General features: G+C 52.8%; 18 protein-coding genes. 10 read left to right on the top strand and 8 right to left on the bottom strand.

Features of this window, described 5'->3' with window-relative positions; translation table 11 throughout:
• Window positions 1–13: 13 nt before the first annotated feature.
• The 5 genes from fmt to D4L85_RS17455 all read left to right on the top strand — a co-directional run bounded on the left by fmt (window position 14) and on the right by D4L85_RS17455 (window position 5330).
• Complete coding sequence (fmt, locus tag D4L85_RS17475) at window positions 14–934, top strand: methionyl-tRNA formyltransferase (RefSeq protein ID WP_119755509.1); 921 nt, start codon at window positions 14–16, stop codon at window positions 932–934.
• A gap of 87 nt (window positions 935–1021) precedes the next feature.
• Complete coding sequence (locus D4L85_RS17470; RefSeq protein WP_119755508.1) at window positions 1022–1528, top strand: dihydrofolate reductase; 507 nt, start codon at window positions 1022–1024, stop codon at window positions 1526–1528.
• Between the two features lie 33 nt (window positions 1529–1561).
• On the top strand, window positions 1562–2362 hold the full coding sequence (locus D4L85_RS17465; protein ID WP_119755507.1) for an SDR family oxidoreductase: 801 nt from the start codon (window positions 1562–1564) through the stop codon (window positions 2360–2362).
• A 10-nt stretch (window positions 2363–2372) separates the two neighbouring features.
• Window positions 2373–3707 (top strand): glycosyltransferase, encoded by a 1335-nt coding sequence (locus D4L85_RS17460; RefSeq protein WP_119755506.1) that lies wholly within the window; start codon window positions 2373–2375, stop codon window positions 3705–3707.
• Between the two features lie 78 nt (window positions 3708–3785).
• A complete protein-coding gene (locus D4L85_RS17455; RefSeq protein ID WP_119755505.1) occupies window positions 3786–5330 on the top strand; it encodes a glycoside hydrolase family 32 protein in 1545 nt (514 codons plus the stop codon).
• 147 nt (window positions 5331–5477) lie between these two features.
• Here D4L85_RS17455 and D4L85_RS17450 read toward each other — a convergent pair whose 3' ends face one another.
• A complete protein-coding gene (locus tag D4L85_RS17450; RefSeq protein ID WP_119755504.1) occupies window positions 5478–6182 on the bottom strand; it encodes an SDR family NAD(P)-dependent oxidoreductase in 705 nt (234 codons plus the stop codon).
• Window positions 6183–6251: 69 nt separating this feature from the next.
• On the opposite strand from D4L85_RS17450, the gene D4L85_RS17445 reads away from it, so the two are divergent.
• Window positions 6252–6986, top strand: a complete 735-nt coding sequence (locus D4L85_RS17445; protein WP_119758836.1) for an MlaE family ABC transporter permease — start codon at window positions 6252–6254, stop codon at window positions 6984–6986.
• Entirely contained in the window at window positions 6983–7732 is a 750-nt protein-coding gene (locus tag D4L85_RS17440; protein WP_119755503.1) for an ABC transporter ATP-binding protein, read from the top strand. Before D4L85_RS17445 ends, D4L85_RS17440 begins: the two co-directional genes overlap by 4 nt.
• Window positions 7733–7844: 112 nt before the next feature.
• Here D4L85_RS17440 and fabF read toward each other — a convergent pair whose 3' ends face one another.
• Window positions 7845–9095 carry a beta-ketoacyl-ACP synthase II gene (fabF, locus tag D4L85_RS17435; protein WP_119758835.1) on the bottom strand — a complete coding sequence of 417 codons (1251 nt, stop codon included), beginning with the start codon at window positions 9093–9095 and terminating at the stop codon, window positions 7845–7847.
• A 385-nt stretch (window positions 9096–9480) separates the two neighbouring features.
• Window positions 9481–9681, bottom strand: coding sequence for a LuxR C-terminal-related transcriptional regulator (locus D4L85_RS17430; RefSeq protein ID WP_073138395.1), 201 nt, complete (start codon window positions 9679–9681; stop codon window positions 9481–9483).
• A 404-nt stretch (window positions 9682–10085) separates the two neighbouring features.
• Here D4L85_RS17430 and D4L85_RS17420 point away from each other — a divergent pair, with 404 nt between their 5' ends.
• The 3 genes from D4L85_RS17420 to D4L85_RS17410 are packed head-to-tail and all read left to right on the top strand — an operon-like array spanning window position 10086 to window position 11867.
• Window positions 10086–10667 carry an RNA polymerase sigma factor gene (locus D4L85_RS17420; RefSeq protein WP_119755501.1) on the top strand — a complete coding sequence of 194 codons (582 nt, stop codon included), beginning with the start codon at window positions 10086–10088 and terminating at the stop codon, window positions 10665–10667.
• Window positions 10654–11388 carry a tetratricopeptide repeat protein gene (locus D4L85_RS17415; RefSeq protein ID WP_119755500.1) on the top strand — a complete coding sequence of 245 codons (735 nt, stop codon included), beginning with the start codon at window positions 10654–10656 and terminating at the stop codon, window positions 11386–11388. The genes D4L85_RS17420 and D4L85_RS17415 overlap by 14 nt, the downstream gene beginning before the upstream one ends.
• A gap of 32 nt (window positions 11389–11420) precedes the next feature.
• Window positions 11421–11867, top strand: coding sequence for a hypothetical protein (locus D4L85_RS17410; RefSeq protein WP_119755499.1), 447 nt, complete (start codon window positions 11421–11423; stop codon window positions 11865–11867).
• Here the strand turns inward: D4L85_RS17410 and D4L85_RS17405 are convergent.
• The 5 genes from D4L85_RS17405 to D4L85_RS17385 all read right to left on the bottom strand — a co-directional run bounded on the left by D4L85_RS17405 (window position 11864) and on the right by D4L85_RS17385 (window position 18537).
• A complete protein-coding gene (locus tag D4L85_RS17405; RefSeq protein WP_160143802.1) occupies window positions 11864–14878 on the bottom strand; it encodes a CHAT domain-containing protein in 3015 nt (1004 codons plus the stop codon). The genes D4L85_RS17410 and D4L85_RS17405 overlap by 4 nt on opposite strands.
• A gap of 87 nt (window positions 14879–14965) precedes the next feature.
• A complete protein-coding gene (gene fucP, locus D4L85_RS17400; protein WP_119755497.1) occupies window positions 14966–16291 on the bottom strand; it encodes an L-fucose:H+ symporter permease in 1326 nt (441 codons plus the stop codon).
• Window positions 16292–16332: 41 nt separating this feature from the next.
• A complete protein-coding gene (locus D4L85_RS17395; protein ID WP_119755496.1) occupies window positions 16333–17178 on the bottom strand; it encodes a fumarylacetoacetate hydrolase family protein in 846 nt (281 codons plus the stop codon).
• A gap of 57 nt (window positions 17179–17235) precedes the next feature.
• Window positions 17236–18012, bottom strand: a complete 777-nt coding sequence (locus D4L85_RS17390; protein ID WP_119755495.1) for an SDR family NAD(P)-dependent oxidoreductase — start codon at window positions 18010–18012, stop codon at window positions 17236–17238.
• A gap of 15 nt (window positions 18013–18027) precedes the next feature.
• Window positions 18028–18537 carry an HNH endonuclease gene (locus tag D4L85_RS17385; RefSeq protein WP_073138380.1) on the bottom strand — a complete coding sequence of 170 codons (510 nt, stop codon included), beginning with the start codon at window positions 18535–18537 and terminating at the stop codon, window positions 18028–18030.
• Window positions 18538–18579: the final 42 nt, after the last annotated feature.

The following is an 18579-nucleotide window of genomic DNA, read 5'->3' as shown; positions in this document are numbered from 1 at the left end:
ACGTTGAAGCCGAATGAACGAACTTCGCATTGTCTTTATGGGCACCCCGGAATTTGCCGTGCCCAGCCTGGAGATCCTGGTTGAAAATCACATCAACGTGGTGGCTGTAGTGACGGCCCCCGACAAACCGCAGGGACGCGGGCAGAAGATCGTTTATTCGCCGGTGAAGGAATGCGCCTTGAAGCACAATCTTCCGGTGTTGCAGCCCACCAATCTGAAGGCCCCGGAATTCATAGAAGAATTAAAAAGCTATAACGCCAACCTGCAGATCGTGGTGGCGTTCCGCATGTTGCCAGAGGTGGTGTGGGCCATGCCCGCGATCGGCACCTTCAACCTTCACGGCTCGTTGTTGCCCGACTATCGCGGCGCAGCACCCATCAACTGGGCCATCATCAACGGTGAAAAAGAAACAGGGGTCACCACATTTTTCCTGAAACAGGAAATCGATACCGGCAGCATCATCTTCCAGGAGAAAGAACCCATCGATGACAACGACACGGTGGGCACGGTATATGAAAGGCTTATGAAACTGGGGGCCGGCCTGGTTTTGAAAACCGTGAGAGCGATCGCGGCCGGGAATTATTCTTCCACACCGCAGCCCCCCAACGCCATCGTGAAGCATGCACCCAAGATCTTTAAAGAGACGTGCGAGATCCGGTGGGATCAGCCTGCCCGCGTGGTGCGAAACTTTGTGCGGGGATTAAGTCCTTACCCTGCGGCCTGGTGCACGTTGGCAGGTAAGAACTATAAGATCTTCGCCGTGTCCCTGGCCAGCAAACCTGCCGGACAAAATTCTCCCGGCGACCTTGACACCGACAACAAAAATTATCTTTACATTAAAGCATCCGACGGTTGGGTTTCCATTGATGAGCTTCAGCCAGACGGCAAGAAAAGAATGTCCGTCCAGGATTTTTTCCGGGGAAATAAAGTGTAATCAGTAATTCATAAATAACCCTTCGTTCTTGAACTGGTATGGCCTTGGCGCCGGGCAGTATCAAGCATGTAGAAAACCGAACAGCACATGATCATCTCGCTCATTGCGGCCTTGTCGCAGAACCGGGCCATCGGCAAGAACAACGACCTGCCCTGGCATTTACCCGACGACATGAAATATTTCATGGACACCACCAAGGGGCATCACACCATTATGGGTCGCAAGAACTACGACTCCATTCCCGACCGATACCGGCCGCTGCCCAATCGCACCAACATTGTGGTGACACGGCAATTGGGTTTTAAAGCGCCGGGATGCCTGGTGGTGCATACGCTCGACAAAGCCCTGAACATCGCCGAGAGCAACGGTGAGCGCGAAGCCTTTGTCATCGGGGGCGCAGAGATCTATTCGGCGAGCATGCCCGTGGCGGACCGGCTTTACCTTACGGAAATTCACGCTACCGTGCACGGCGATACATTTTTTCCCGACTTCGATCCAAAGGCATGGAAGGAAGTGTCGCGAAAACCCCATCCCGCCGACGACCGGCACCAGTATGGTTTTGATTTTGTCGTCTATGACCGCATACGGGATTAAATCTGAAACGTTAACGAACCGCAGAGGTGTAACATGTCAAATCTGAAGAACAAAGTCATCTGGCTAACCGGGGCATCGTCCGGGATCGGTGAAGCCCTTGCGTATGAGCTGGCAAAAAAAGGAGCCAAGCTTATTCTTTCCGCACGACGAAAAGAAGAGCTGGAGCGTGTGAAGGGCAACTGCGAGGCCGCCGCGCAACCGGACATCCGCACCCTGCCCCTGGACCTCGTGCAACCGTCCACCCTGAAGCTCTCCACGGAAGCCGCCATTCAACTCTTCGGACACGTGGACGTGCTCATCAACAACGGGGGCATCAGCCAGCGAAGCCTTATCGGCGACTCCGACATGGATGTGTACCGCCGTTTGATGGAGGTGAACTATTTCGGGGCCATTACGCTCACAAAATATTTGCTGCCTCATTTTATCGAACGCAAACAAGGGCACTTTGTCACGGTGAGCAGCGTGGCCGGAAAATTTGGAACGCCATACCGGTCGGGCTATGCGGCATCCAAACATGCCCTCCACGGTTTTTTTGATGCTTTGCGCGCAGAACATTTCAAAGACAATGTTATCGTGACGCTGGTTTGCCCCGGTGTGATCCGCACGCCCATCTCCTTCTCGGCCTTGACCGGTGACGGCACACCGCTGAACAAAATGGACAACGCACAGGCCAAGGGCAAACCCGTCGACTGGAGTGCGCGGAAGATCGTGAAGGCCATGGAAGGGAAAAAGGAAGAGGTCTATTTTGGGGGCAAGGAAATACTCCTGGTCTACATCAAGCGATTCTTCCCGCCGCTGTTTTCAAAGATCATCCGGAACGTTACCGTGCGATAAACAACCGCCGATGCGCGTTGCTTTTTTACCATATCATGGTTACGGACATATGCACCCGGCCCTGGGATTGGCCGCTGTGCTGAGAGACCGCGGGGACGATATTATGGTAGCCGGCGCAGCATTTTTTCAGGGCTATGTCAGAACGTTGGGATTCCCTTATCATCCGCTGAAATCCGTACCGTTTGGGATGGGCTTTGAATATTGGGTTAGTGACGTCCAAAAGAAAAAATTTCCCTACTGGTCTTCCCTGTATGCCCGCATAACGGACCGTCTATATGCCGACCGGGAGAAAGAATTTGTTCAGGTGCTGGACACCTTCCGGCCCGACGCCGTCGTGTTGGATTGCGCCCAGGCCACAGATTTCATCGTCTTGTATCCTCATCTCAAATCGCGCGGTGTGCGCATGGCGATGGTTCACGCCATGTTTCCCACCTATATCCTCCCCGGCCTGCCTCCCGTGAACAGCGACGTTTTTCCCGCAGACGAAGAAGGCGTTGAAGAGGCCATGGAAACCCTGGAGCAAAAACAACATGAAAAAGCAAAACGTCAGAAATTAAAATATCTCGGGTTCGACGACCGCTATCTCATCGCACGACGGTTGCGCCGGAATGGTGTACCGGGGAAATATATCTCCAGACTCCCCAATCTGTTCAATTTTTCCGTCGATCAAATCCCTCAATTCCTTTGCATGCCGCCCGAATTCGATTTCCCGGGTTTTGTGCCGCCGCCCTTTCATTCCTATATCGGCTTTCCCCGATGGACTAGGATGGTCACTGGATCACAGGAGTACACCGACCGGATGGCGGCGATCCTGAAACAAAAAGACACCCAAAAGGCAAGGCTCCTGTATTGCGCTTTCGGCACGCTGGAAGCCGACACCAAAGCGCGGGTCATGCACATTCTCCATAGGTTATTCGCCGCCGTGAAACGCACCAACCACATCCTGGTGGTGGCGACAAAGTTGAAGGACGACCTTCCGGCACTCCCCGATAAGGTGCATGTTTTTGACTTCGTTCCCCAGGTGGCCTTGTTGCAACACGCCGACTTGTTCATCAGTCACGGCGGCTTCAATTCCATTGTGGAGTCGATCGAAGCGGAAGTCCCCCTCCTGCTCTATCCCGTGCACGACGACTTCGACCCCCGGGGAAACACCACACGGGTGGTCTATCACGGCATGGGGCGACGGGGCTCGGAAGACGACACGGAAGACGACATGCTGGAGAAGATCACCGACCTGCTGGCGAATGGGTTGTACAAACAATGCATCCGCAGCATGAAACAAAAAAATGCACGCTACACCAACGAGACGTTCGTCGACGCCTTTCATCCCGTCCTCGTCGATTAGGGGTGAATCCTTTGTGCGGGACACCGCCATTCCAAAAAACTCACCGGGCTTTTGTATCTTTCCTTACAAACCTCGGCTATGACAAAAACCCTCTATCTCCTTCCGCTGGTCTTTTTACTTTCCTGTAAACAAAAGCCCACGCCGGAAACAACAGCGAAAGAAACAGCACCTGTACGGTATGAAGAAAAATACCGTCCGCAGTATCACTTCTCACCCGACCACCATTGGACCAACGATCCGAACGGTTTGATCTACTACAAAGGGGAGTATCACCTCTTCTACCAATACAACCCCCAGGGCAATATCTGGGGCCATATGAGTTGGGGACATGCCGTGAGCAAAGACCTATTGCACTGGCAGCACCTGCCGGTGGCCATCGAAGAATATGCGAACGCGGGAGGCTCAGATTCCACCATGATCTTTTCCGGAAGCGCAGTAGCCGACGATCAAAATACCAGTGGGTTCTTTCCCAAAGACTCCGGCGGGATCGTGTCCATCTACACCTCGCATGTTCACAGCCGGGGACAGCAACTGCGGCAACACCAAAGCGTGGCGTTTAGCAGCGATCGCGGCCGCACCTTCACGCGCTATGAACACAATCCTGTGTTGGACATTAAATTGAAAGACTTCCGCGATCCAAAAGTGATGTGGTATGCCCCGGAAAAAAAGTGGGTGATGACCGTCGTGATCCCCGATAAATTCAAAGCGCAGTTTTATGCATCCAAAAATTTAAAGGATTGGACCTTGCTCAGCACCTTCGGACCGTTGGGCGACACCGCGAAGATCTGGGAATGCCCCGACCTGTTGCAGGTGCCCGATGTCGCCGATCCATCCAAAAAGAAATGGGTGTTGCTTATTTCCAATTCCCATCCACAGGGTCCAAAATATGTAGGCATGCAATATTTTGTGGGCAACTTCGATGGCAAAAAGTTCACGCCCGATAATCCTTCGCAGTATCCGTTGTATTTGGAATATGGAAAGGATTTTTATGCGGCGGTAAGTTTCAGCAACATCCCCACTACCTATGGCCGCACCATCCTCCTCGGCTGGGCCAACAACTGGGCCTATGGCCAGCACATCCCCACGTCGCCCTGGCGGAGCGCCATGACGTTGCCGCGCGAACTATATCTGGCCAACACGCCCAAAGGGTATCGCATCCTTCAACGCCCCGTGCGCGAGCTGGCAAGCCTTCGCGGCGACAGTATCGCATTTGATCCCGCGACAGAAACTGCTCTTGACAAAGCCAGCGAGATCGAGTACATCTTCAACGGCGGTTCGGCTACAGGTTTTGGATTGACGCTTCACACCGGGTCGAATGAAGAAACCCGCATAGGGTATGATAAAACTAAAGGCGAGGTATTTGTCGACCGCACCCATTCGGGTCCCGTTTTCGATCCTGGTTTTCCCAGCGTCGAACGCGCCTCTGCACGGTTGAAAGACGGCAAATTAAAACTTCAGATCTATGTCGATCATTCCATCGTCGAAGTGTTCGTTAACGATGGCGAGCAAGTCATTACGGACCAGATCTTTCCCACCGGTGACTACGTTTTGAAAACCTGGAGCGAAGGGGGTGATGCCATCGCAGATGTCAAACTCTGGAAGATGCGATCGGTCTGGAAATAGATCGCGGAGTTGAGGCGGGTAGCTTATCGGGGTTGTGTTTTCGCGGCGTGAGAATGACGCTGATTTCGGGAAGTTTTGTGGAGCTAAGCTTGTTGGTGAAGAACACCAACAAGGGCGGCGGGCTCAACGGCAGACTTTGATCTATGTTCAAAGGTCTCCCAACTGTGGGCGCACGATGATCTCCTCCACCACACTTCTTCCGGAAAGCGCATAGGCTCCGTAGATCGCATCGGCCACGTCTTCGGCGCGCATAAAGCGTTCGTCGGGGAGCGCCGTGCCGTCCCAGCTTTCGGTGCGCGTGGCACCGGGCATGACGGCCGTTACGCGGATGCCTTCGGTTTTTAGTTCTTCACGGAGGCATTTTGAAAATCCCAGCAACGCAAATTTGGAGATGGCATAGGAGCCGCCATTGGGATAGGCCATAAAGCTGGCGATGGAGCACAGGTTAAAAATATGGGCTGCCGCATGGCGCGGAATGAGCGGCACGAGGCCGCGTGTGGCGTGATAGGCACTGTAGAGATTGCCATTGATCATTTGCTCGAGCGTGTCGTCGGCCTCCGATAATAGCTGGCCTGGGATGAAGAACCCGGCATTGTTGACCAGCACGTCGACGGGGCGTTGCAGGGTGGTCACCCACACGCAAAAAGCCTTCACTTGTGCCTTAAGCGAGAGGTCGGCGGCCTGCGTGTAGACCTTCACACCGAATTTCTTTTCTACTTCGTCCTGCAGTTGACCTAGGGCGGGCTTTTGGCGGGCACAGGTGGCGACATCAAAACCCTGGCTGGCAAACTTTTCGATCACCGCCCGTCCGATACCCCGCGTGCCCCCGGTCACTACGATGAGTTTGTTCATGAATGTTAAATGTTAGATTTTTGGGTATCTTTCGCAAGGTAGTGATTGCCTTCGTTTATTGCATCTATGATCAAAGAGATTGGAAAGTATTTCATGTTTCTCGGCAACTTGTTTGTTAACCGTGAATCATTCAAAACGTATTACAAGCTCGTGCTGGAAGAGTGCATGAACATGGGCATAGGGTCCGTCTTCCTGGTGGCACTCGTGTCTACTTTCATCGGCGCGGTAACCACCGTGCAAACGGCCTACAACATGGTGAGCAGCTTCATCCCCGACTATGTTATTTCGCAGGTCGTGCGCGAAATGGTGGTGCTGGAACTGGCTCCGACCATCATGGCCGTGATCTACGCCGGCAAGGTGGGCTCGAGTATCGCCAGCGGTCTGGGCACCATGCGCATCACCGAACAGGTCGACGCCCTGGAGGTGATGGGTATAAATTCCATCTCCTACCTGGTGCTTCCCAAGATCATTGCGTCGATCCTGATGTATCCCCTGTTGGTGATCACGGCGGGTGTATGCGCATTGTTTGGCGGCTATCTTGTGGGCACGCTCACGGGCATCATCTCACCAAATGATTTTGTGTATGGCTTGCGCTCCAGCTACAATGAATTCACCGTCGTGTTTGCACTCATCAAGTCGGTGGTGTTTGCTTTCCTGGTGGCGTCCATCTCGAGCTACAAAGGATACAACACCCAAGGAGGCGCCCTGGAGGTGGGTATTTCCAGTACCCAGGCCGTGACCAGCAGCGTGATCGCCGTGCTCATCGCAGATTATTTATTGGCCCAACTCCTCCTCGCAAAATGATAAAGATCCAAAGTATAACCAAGTCGTTTGGCGAACGGGTGATCCTCAACGAGATCAGCGGCAGCTTTGAAAAAGGAAAGCCCAACCTCATCATCGGTGCCAGCGGCACGGGCAAAAGCGTGTTGCTCAAATGCATCGTGGGACTGGCCCGCCCCGACTATGGCCAGGTGTTCTATGACGGCCGCGATTTTTATGGCAGCGATTCAGAAGAACGAGTAGAGATCCGTCGCGAGATGGGCATGCTTTTCCAGGGCGGTGCGCTGTTCGATTCCAAGAACGTGGAGCAGAACGTGATGTTTCCCCTGGACGTACTCACCAAGATGCCGCTGAATGAAAAACTGGAACGCGTCAATTTCTGTCTCAAGCGCGTGGGCCTCGAAAATGTGAACACCAAAATGCCCTCCGAAATCAGCGGTGGGATGAAGAAACGCGTCGGCATTGCCCGCGCGATTGTGAACACCCCCAACTATCTGTTTTGCGACGAACCCAACTCCGGTCTCGACCCGCAAACTTCCATTCTTATCGACGAACTTATCCAGGACCTTTCTGAAGATCTTGACATCACCACCATCGTGGTGACACACGACATGAACTCCGTGATGGGTATTGGCGAGAAGATCATGTTTCTCTACAAAGGCCTCAAGTTATGGGAGGGCACCAACAAAGACATCACACACTCGGGTGTGAAGGAGTTGGACGATTTTGTGTTCGCCAATAAAGTCATGAATAGCCTGCGAAATAAATAGCGGCCTCCCGACCGCTGTCGCTCCGAAAAAAAATAGCTGCATCTTCACGCCTTTAGCAGGTCGCAAAAATGCAGCTCACCACCAGAGGTCTTCCGGCTGAAGGATTATTACATCACGAAATTTTTCTAAACACCGCCGTAGCGTTGTGTCCGCCAAAACCAAATGTATTGCTCATCGCCACATTCACCGGCTTCACAACTTTTTCTTTCAGCACGATGTTCAATCCCTTCGGCAGATCCGGATCCAAGTGTTCAGTGTTGATCGTGGGAGGAATCACGCCTTCGTAGATGGCCTTTATAGCGATGATGGATTCGATGGCACCCGCACCGCCCAGGAGGTGGCCGGTAGCCGATTTGGTGGCACTGATGTGCATCTTGGAGGCGTGCTCGCCAAAGAATTTTGACACGGCTTTCATCTCACTTTCGTCACCCACCGGGGTGGATGTGGCGTGAGGGTTCAGGTAGTCCACGTCTTCGGGTTTCAGATCAGCATCTTCCAGGGCCCACTTCATGCCCAAGAGGGCGCCGGCGCCTTCGGGGTGCGTGGCCGTTAAGTGATAGGCATCGGCCGACATGCCGCCGCCGGCAACTTCGGCATATATTCTTGCGCCGCGGCGTTTAGCATGTTCGTATTCCTCCAGGATGAGCGCGCCGCCGCCTTCGCCCATCACAAATCCGTCGCGTCCCACGTCGAAGGGGCGTGACGCGGTTTGCGGGTCGTCGTTGCGTGTGGAGAGCGCCTTCAGGGCACCAAAGCCGCCGATGCCCGCTTCGTTGACCGCCGCTTCCGAGCCGCCGGTCACGATGATATCGGCTTTGTTCCAGCGGATGTAGTTCATGGCATCGATGATGGCCGTGGTAGAGGTGGCGCAGGCCGACACGGTGGTGAAGTTCAATCCCATGAAGCCATACTTGATCGAGATCCATCCCGAGGCGATGTCGACGATCACTTTCGGAATGAAGTAAGGGTTGATGCGCGGGGTACCGTCGCCGCGGCCAAATTCAATCATTTCCTGTTGAAAGGTGTAGAAGCCCCCGTTGCCGGACCCCCATATAACGCCGACCCGGGTCTTGTCCACTTTGTCGAGGTCGAGGCCGGAGTCTTTCAAGGCTTCGGCCGTGGATACCAGTGCGTATTGGGTAAAGGGGTCCATCTTGCGTATTTCGGTCTTCTCGAAGTGATCTTTGGGATCGTAGCCGGTGATCTGGCAAGCAAACTTCGTTTTGAACTTCGATGTATCGAATCGGGTGATGAGGGACGCGCCACTTTTGCCGGCGATCAGATTGTTCCAGAATTCCGGGATGGAGCTCCCCAGGGGTGCCAGGGCGCCCAGCCCGGTAACGACTACTCTGCGTTGTTGCATGTGCTTCATTTTGTTACAAATCTACTTTATACGAAAGGCCTGGCGGCTCTCACCAAGGCCCCGCGAAACTACAATGGCGCTTTTTCCGGCGCAAAAAAATAAATACGGGGGCCACCGTGCATCCCAACCCTGCCGGGAGGGTGCGGGCAGTCCTTTGTTGTGAAAACTGAGGTAAAGATACGTGATTTTTGACAATTATACCGATCGGTATAATTTTTTACAAAAAAGCGGGCTTGATTATCTCAAGCCCGCGGAGCCCAACATGAGGTTTTTTTTAGGGAGAACTAACAGACAACCGATTTCTTAGCAGTAAACGTTAGCATTCTCAGACAACGGTCAGATTAAAGTTTTCCGGATTAAAGCCATTTAAACCAGTTCTTTTTCTTTAGACAGTAATCATTTGCTGCGCATAAGCCTTCTGTATCAACTGCGCAGAATTTTTGGCTTCGCTTTTCCGCAGCAGGTTCTTGCGATGGGTCTCCACCGTGTGGTGGCTGATGCTCAGGTGCGCTGCAATTTCTTTCGTCGTAAGTCCGGCAGAGATAAGGGCCAAAACTTCTTTTTCTTTCATGGTGAGGGAGCTCATAACATTAAATGGTTAGGTGTTTTGCCTCTTCATGATAAACCACCCCGGATGTAACCCATGCGTTCAGATTTTTTTTATTTTTTTTGAAGCGGACCTTAAAATAGGCCCCTGGAACAACCGGAGCAGTCTTTTTGATGTGACCACCGTCTTTACAGATCGCGCGGTCTCTGGAAGAAAAGTCAGGGTCTCCGGTTTGCCCGACGGCTCTTCCGGGTTGGTCTCGTTTGGTCTACTGAGCGATCGCTTTTTTCTCAGCAAGGCACCCAAACTTTTGCAATTCAATCACATTCCTTGAAAATTGCTATATTAATTGTTTCAATTTTTAGTTCTTTTGAGCCATCGAGTGAAAAAAATACATTAACCTGGGTTACAAATACGTTCACTCCACATTAAGTGCGCTAAAGATGATGCAAAGTGAAATCATAGAAAAAATACGGTCCGGGGGTCAAGCCGAGCTAGCATGGATCTATGAGGAATACCGCCAGGAGTTCCTTCAATGGATCGGCAAGGAATACCGTTGTTCATCAGACGACAGCAAGGACATCTATCAACTCACCATTCTCATCTTTCACGATAACATCAAGCAGGGGAAGCTGGAGCACCTGGTCAGCAGTGTAAAGACCTACTTGTTCGGGATTGGTAAAAACATAGCCCTCGAAAATATGCGCAAGGAAAAACGATACACCCCCATCAACCAGGAGAAATGGCTGAAGGAATATCTCATCGACGACACTCCCCAGGGCACAGACGAGTCTTTTTTCGACCTGGCCAAAACCGCGCTGGAGAAATTGGGCCAGCCTTGCCAGAAACTGGTGGAGATGTTCTATTACGAAAAGAAAAGCATCACCGAGATCGCTACGGCCATGCAATACAAGAATCCGGAGACGGCCAAGAATCAGAAATGCAAATGCATGGCGCGACTGCGCAAGATCTTTGATACAGAAATGACAAAACCTCAAAACGTTGTTCCGCATGGATACCACTGAAAACGACATCCTGTTGCTGGAAAAGTTCTTCGATGAAGAAATGAATGCAGTCGAGCGCGAGCAACTGATGCAACGCGTCAAAGACGACGAACCGTTTAAGGCTTTGTATGAGCGGGAGAAACTCTTGATCATGGCCATTCGCCATGACGGCCTCAAAAACAACCTGGGCTACTTGCAATCGTTGGAGGCAGCCATGGAGCGCGAGCCCATAGCCACCACGTCGCGAAAATGGTATTACCTGGCCGCGGCGGCCATCACCGGAGTGCTGGTTACCCTTGGTGTTATGCTCTCGCGCCCCAACGACCCCGAACAACTCTTTCAGAGCTATTTCACTCCCTACCCCAACGTGTTCGACCCGACGGTGCGCGGCGAACAAACCACGCCCCGGCACACCGAGGCCTTCCAGGACTATGAGCAAGGCCACTATGCCAAGGCTGCCGACGAGTTGGGAGCCCTATATAATGAGCATCCCGATCCAGGCGTGTTGATGCTGTTAGGCAACGCCAACTTAATGGTCGGCCGGGTGGAGGAAGCTAAACAGAATTTTATTACCTTAAACGACAAATTCGACTCACTGGACCTTCAGGCTAAATGGTACCTGAGCCTGTGCTATCTGAAGACCGGCGACATGGAGCAAGCGCGAAAAATATTAAAGGAATTGGGGGAGACGGATATTTCGTATGGGTCGAAGGCACGGGAATTACTGGAGAAAGTAAAGTAAACCTATAGCCCACTTTTAACTATTTCTGTATCATGACTCTCACAAAACAGGACATCTCGCATGCCAAGAACTTTATTGAGTTCAATCTGAAGGTGAATGCACACAAGAAAAGCAACGAAGCCCTCAGAAAAGCCAAAAAGGAAAATCCCGGAGCGGTAATGTATCACAAGGCCACCGCGGCACACGCCAAAAAGGACAAACCGGTTATCTACGACGAAATCCTGGAGATCGAACTGGATCTCAATCCCTACGGCCGGATCTTCGACAAAGGCGAGGCCATACTGAAGCCGAAAGAATTGAAAGCTTTCTTTCAGTATATGGTCAGCTTTATCGACCGGCTGGAGAAAATAAAGAAAAAAGATGCTCGTGCCATCACCAAGGTGTCGTTCAAACAGAACAGCCCGGCCATCTTCAACATCAGCTACGCCACGTCCCTCAACGGCGACGCACCGCCCCCGAAAATAAAACAAGCGCTCTAATAACGCGACCGGAATTTCCGCAGCGCTGCGTATCCCACAAGCAGGACCATGAACGCGCCCAACACGGCGAACAGGGTCCTGCTTCTGTCTTTTTGAAAGACCGGATCCAGGTTTCCATAGGCCACGAGCGGCGCCCATATTTTGGGATCGGCCGTTATTTCATCCGAATGGTTCACGTAGTCCAGCTTGGCTTGGGCCAGGGCCTCATCGATGCGTTCTCCTTCCAGCAGCCCGCCATAAAAATTATCCATCAGCACTACCGCTGCCTGGTCGTTCACCTTCCACAAACTCATCAAAATGTTCTGGCACCCCGAGAACACAAAAGCGCTGGCCATGCTGATCATGCCCTCGCCTTTATAGGCCCGCCCCAATCCCGATTCGCAGGAGCTGAGCACGGCCAGGTTTGCTTTCAGTTTTAGTCCATACAATTCGTAGGCGTGCAACTCGCCATCTTCCAGTGAATCGGACTTCGACCGGAAAAATAAACTGGATGAATAGTTTTGTTCCGCGTCGCCCTTTCCGTGGATGGCGAGGTGAATGATGTCATACGCGGGCGCCAGTGTCTTGAAGTTTGCCTCGGTCACCTCGGGGCCCGACAAAAATTTGCCGGTGCTGAACCGGCGCTCCAACGCCTCCAATTCTTTTTCAGCGCCTTCGATCTCTGTTAGCGACTCCGCTGCCGCCCGGAGGCGCTTGCCCCCCGTATAGCCCATGGCCAGGATGACCGGGTTAGGGGTGTGGCGTTTGGCTTTGTTCAACAAGGTCGATGAGGAGTACGCATAGCCCACCCGGTTGTAGCGAATGAGGTAATGTGCCGCGTGGTAGTTGACCGGGTTGGGTTGGGATGGTTTGGTGAGCAGCACTTCAAAAGGGATCTGGCTGCTGAGGCCGTCGGGGATGATCTGCAAGCGTTGGTTGGGCTGTAGCATTTCTCCAAAAGGTGCCACCAGGCGTTGGTGCAAGGCATAGGCATTCACGGTAAAATTCGTGAACACTTCCTTGCTGATACTGGAGTGCTCGTCGGCAAAATGTTGCAGGAGGTTTTGGACGTGCGTCTGCAGGCTGTCGGTACGGCCCAGTCGTTTGAAGGAGGCGTGGTCTTTGTTGAGCGCGAGGCCGTAGACCCACCGGTTGCCCCAAAAATATTCGATGATGACGTCGTTCTCCTTTTTCAGGAAGTTCTTCATCTGTTGAATGGACGGGACGGGTGGTTCGCTGGTCACCGTGAAATAGCCGGGATATTTTTCCTCCAGCTGCGGCTTGAGGGCCTGTATGTCGCGATCGAGGCTCACCACCTCCTGGCGCATGGCGTCGATGCTCTTTTCATCGGGGTGATCCTTCTCCTTTTCGCGGCTCAGCTTGTCCTGGGCGGTGAACAGGGCGCGGGTGAGGGCATTGTATTTTTGGAAGGCGGCGTCGTTCACGTTGATCTTGCGGTCGCGTTCGGCTTTGCCCAGGGCGCTGTTGAGGGTGTAGGATTTGCTGCGCTCGAAATAGTGGAAGGCCAGGTTCAGCAACGACTCGTTGGGCTGCAAGGTCATCATCGTGTGGAGGGTGGACACGATCTGGTCGTAGAGATGGAAGTTGGAGTCGAGGAATTTCCATTTCGACTCTTCGATGTCGAGCGCGTTGCGTCCCTGCGTCATTAACTTCTCGGACAGCATGAGGCACGCGAGCGCCTGGCGCAAATAGCGGGCATCCTTTTTTGTTTCATAGAGGATCGTCAGTGCCTCCGCTTTTTTACTCAGCATGCGATAGGTAAAATAGTGCAGGCCCACCTGTTGCAGGGTTGGGTTGGCGTCGTAGGGCATGGCGGTGAAGCCGGGCGCGGAAACGGTGAGCGCTTTCTGATAATAGAAAATGGAAGAGTCGACACTGTGGGTGGCCCTGAAATAGTCGCCCAACCCAACGTAGGTTTCAGCCATGATCCTTTCCTTGGCCATGTTCATGCGCTTCACCGTGAGAATGAGTTCCCGGTATGTGTCCAGGGCGCGGGCATTATCGCCACGGTGCAGGTAGGCAAGGGCCATGTTGAAGAGGCATTCCGTATACAACAAGATATTATCGTTCTTACTTTTCCGGTAGATAGCCACCGACTTGGAAAAATTAACGATGGCCTCATCGAAGAGGGAGTCTTCATCAAATGACTTCGCCAGTCCCTGGTAATGCCAGGCCAGTTGCCAAACCTGTTGCTGGGGGGCGTTATGATTTTTCAGGTTCAAGCTGATGGCTTGCTGATAATAGACGCGTGCTTGTTTGGTATCGCCCATGTCGCGGTAAATGTTGGCGACAATGTCGTAGCATCGTTCCAGGAAGCCGGGGTTGTTCATCCGCTTCACGATGTCGATCGTCTTGATGCCATAGGCGATGGCTTTTTCGTAGTCTTGCTGCGAACGGTTGGTGGTGGCCAAATTATAATAGAGCCGGGCAAAGTCACCCTCTTTTTTCCAATGAATATGTTCCCGGATCTGCAGCGATTTTTCGTATAGCTTCTCGGCTTTCTCGAAGTCGAACAGGTAGTATTTATACATATCCGCGCGACCATGATAGCATGTGGCCACGAGGTCGTTCCACTCGCCGTACAGGGTGGTCAAGATCTTTTGGGCGAACTCGTAGTGATAAAGGGTAGAGTCGTAGAAATGGTTGGCCTCACTTTGCAGCAAGGCGGCCGACATATGCAACAGGGCTATGTTTTTTTGCTGGCGTTGTGCCGCGGCTTCCTTCAGCGCCTGGTCGATCCAGGTGAGGATGCGGCGTTGACGTTCGGGGTTGCCTTCAAAGTCCAGCTTAGACAGGGTGACCACGGACAGAATGTGAAGTCCCGTCTCCTGGCGGACCTGCGCCTGGTTCATCGCCCGCTCCAGGAGTTGAAAGCTTTTTTCTTTATCGCGTTCGGCCCAAGCCTTGCCTTCTTTGTACAAAGTGGAATCGACGGAGTTCGCCAAGGCGGTAAAGCCGGTGGCCATCCCGAACAGGAGAATAACGGTGTATTTGAAAACGAAACCTTTCACATCCCTGAAGATAGGGATAGATCGACCATTTTCTATATTATTATTGTCCTCGCAAAAATAAGCGTTTGAGCGGCAGGCAATTACTTTTTACGACTCCACTTTATATCCACGTGCGCCAAAGAAGAAGATCACTCCGAAGGCAACGAGCGGAATATATAGTGCATGCTGCATGTTGCCCTGCGACAACAGACCGGTGAGCGGCGGCAACACGGCACCTCCCACGATGGCCATGATGACCAGCGCCGCGCCCAACTTCACCTGGTCGCCCAGGTTTTTGATGGACAGCGCGAAGATGGTGGGGAACATGATAGACATAAAGAAGTAAGCACCCGTGATGGCAATAATGGCGGCAAGCCCCTCGCCTATCAAGGCGTAGCCGATCAGCAACATACACGCGGCGGCATAGGCAGCCAGCAGGTTGTGCGCCTTGAATTTGGTGAGCAACCAGGTGCCCACAAATCTTCCGGCCATAAACAGTGCCAAGGCAAACGAGGCGTGAAAGCTGGCGATCGCGGTAGACGTGGAGTCGGCAGTGATCGGGTAGAGCCATTCCACCAGGGCGATGTTGTGCAGTTTTGACAAGCCAAGTTTCAAGTCAACAAAATAACCCCAGAGGGAAGCTTGTGCTCCCACATAAAAGAACTGCGCGATCACACCAAACACCAGGTGGCGATGACGGAAAATACCTTTGAACGATGCGTTCTTTTCTCCGTCGGAGGATATTTCGGGCATTTTCGTGAAAGCAAATAAAATCGCCACGAAGAGCACGATGCCGCCGAGCACGAGGTAGGGCATCTGCACAGACTGGGCTTCGGCGATGCGGATAGCCTCTGCGTGTTCGAAGGGCATTTCATTCAAAAGGTCGTTGGTATATTCCTTTGTCGAATAAATAAAAAGGCTGCCGATGATGGGACCGAGGATGATGCTCAACCCATTGAACGATTGCGAAAAATTTATGCGGCTGTCGGCCGTGGCCGGATTTCCAAGCACTGTAACGTAGGGGTTAGCCGCCGTTTCCAGGAAGGCCAATCCGCAAGCGATGATGAACAACGCAAAGAGGAACAGGCTGTACACCCTGATCTCGGCGGCCGGGTAGAAGATGAAGGCGCCGATGGCATAGAGAAACAACCCGATCAGGATGCCTTTCTTATAGCCGATGCGGTTCATGAGAAAACCCGCGGGCAAGGCCATCACAAAATAGCCGATGTAGAACGCCGAGTCCACAATGCCGGCCTGCGCCCGGTTCAGGTTCAGGGCAGTTTGAAAGTGTTTAATCAACGTACCGTTCAGGCTATTGGCCAGGCCCCAAAGAAAAAACAGGCTGGTCACCAGGATGAACGGAACGAGATAGGACTTGGTCGACGTTCCGTTTTGCTCTACGCGCACGGCGGCGTCAGTGTTCAGGATCGGCATATAGGGTTTAAGGTTTTGATTGTAGTGGCGGTTTCGATGGATCAGCTGCGGGCGGTTTGTTTTTGATCGCCCAGGCCTGCAATGCCCAGCTCGACAACATCGCCGGGTTTCAGATAGATGGGTGGCTTGAAGCCAAGACCAACGCCTGCGGGTGTGCCGGTGGAGATCACGTCGCCGGGGAGCAGGGTCATGAACTGGCTGAGGTAGCTCACCAGGAAGGGTACTTTAAAGACCATGTCGTCGGTGTTGCCGTCTTGCATGGTTTTGCCATTCACTTTCAACCACATGTGGAGGCTGTCGACGTTGCCCACATCGTCGGGCGTGACGAGGTAGGGGCCGAGCGGCGCGAAGGTGTCGCAGCTTTTGCCTTTCACCCATTGGCCATTGCGCTCCAGTTGATACTCGCGTTCGCTGTAGTCGTTGTGGAGACAATAGCCGGCCACGTAGTTCAGGGCGTCGCTCTCTTTCACATAGGATGCTTTCTTGCCGATGACCACGGCCAGTTCCACTTCCCAATCGGTCTTCACACTGTTGGGCGGAATGACCACGTTGTCATTGGGACCGGTGATGGCGGTGGTGGCTTTGAAGAAGATGATGGGCTCCACGGGCAGCGGCATATTGGATTCGGCTGCGTGTTTGGCGAAGTTCAGGCCGATGCAGATGATCTTTGAGGGCCGTGTGAACGGGGGGCCTAGGCGCACACCGGGTTTTACTTTGGGAAGCGAACTTTGGTTTTGTTTTAACCAGGTGGAGAACCGTTGCAGGCCATTGGTTTCGAAAAAGGTCTCGCCAAAGTCTTCGCCAAACGAAGAAGCATCGAGTATATCATTGTTCACCAATACACCGGGCTTTTCTTTCCCCGGTTCGCCAAATCTTAAAAGTTTCATGTATTAAATTTTATAAACTACTTCTTTAACTGTCGCTGCAGGCTCCATGCGATGCGATCAGGTATTCAATTTGATAAACCCGCCGTCGATCGGGTAGTCGGTGCCGGTCACAAATGACGCTTCATCCGAACATAAATACAAGGCCAGGGCAGCAATCTCATCGGGTCGACCCATACGGCCGATCGGTTGGGTCTTCGAGAGCTTGTCGAACATTTCCGTTTCCTGGCCGGGATAATTCTTTGCCAGGAAATTGTCGACAAAGGCCGTGTGCACGCGCGCGGGCGAGATGGAATTGCAGCGGATGTTGTCTTTGATGTAGTCTTTGGCTACCGACAGGGTCATGCTCATCACGGCGCCCTTGCTCATGGAATAGGCAAAGCGATCGGACAACCCCAGGCCCGATGCCACGGAAGCCAGGTTGAGGATGACGCCACCGCCTTGTTTTTTCATTTGATGGATCACAGCATACATGCTGTTATACACACCCTTGATGTTGACCTGGAAGATGCGGTCCATGTCTTCGGGCGACGTGGTTTCCAGTTTGCCGATGTGCGAAATGCCGGCGCTGTTCACCAGGATGTCGATGCGTCCGGCTTCCTGGCTGATGACGGAGACTGTTTTTTTCAGTTGATCCTGGTCGGCCACATTGACGGCGAAGGCTGTGGCTTTACCACCGGCGGCTTCGATGATTTTTACGGTTTCGTCGGCGGTAGATTTATTCAGTTCGAGAATAAAAACACGGGCTCCCTGGGCGGCGAACAATGTGGCGATCGCCTGACCGATGCCGCTCCCTCCTCCTGTAATGACTGCAGTTTTGCGTTGAAGATTAAACATGATGGTTGAAAAATGTCAATGACTATGATGGCCGTTTAAAAAAGTGTCCCACTCCCCGGCCTGACCATTCATGTGGTCTTTGAGGAAGATGGCGTAAGAAGGTTTATACGGTTTTTTGCGCAGGGGCATCTCGGCGTCTTCCGGGGTGTAGTCGCCTTTTTTGGCATTGCATCTTTTGCAGGCCGTCACCAGGTTGGTCCAGGTGTCGGTGCCGCCTTTGGCGCGGGGTTGCACGTGATCGATGGTGAGATCGCGACGGGTGCCGCAATACTGGCACTCGAAGTTGTCGCGCTTAAATATGTTTTGCCGGGTAAGATTAACGCCCTTGTAGGGGGCGTTTACGTAGCGGTTTAACCGGATCACAGAGGGCATGGGAAAGCTTTGGGTCACCGAATGCAAACGGTGCCCGTTCGCTGGGCGTACCATTTCGCTTTTGTTGAGGAACACGAGAATAAATGCCCGCTCCACCGAGCAAACCATCAGCGGACTGTTATCCTGATTCAGCACCAATACCCTACTGTTCATTTGAAAAAAGTTTAGTAGAGACTTCCCGATACGGCGGAAAAC

It is taken from the genome of Chryseolinea soli, from assembly GCF_003589925.1.
GTDB classification, from domain to species: domain Bacteria; phylum Bacteroidota; class Bacteroidia; order Cytophagales; family Cyclobacteriaceae; genus Chryseolinea; species Chryseolinea soli.
This window is presented reverse-complemented; position numbering and strand designations above follow the sequence as displayed.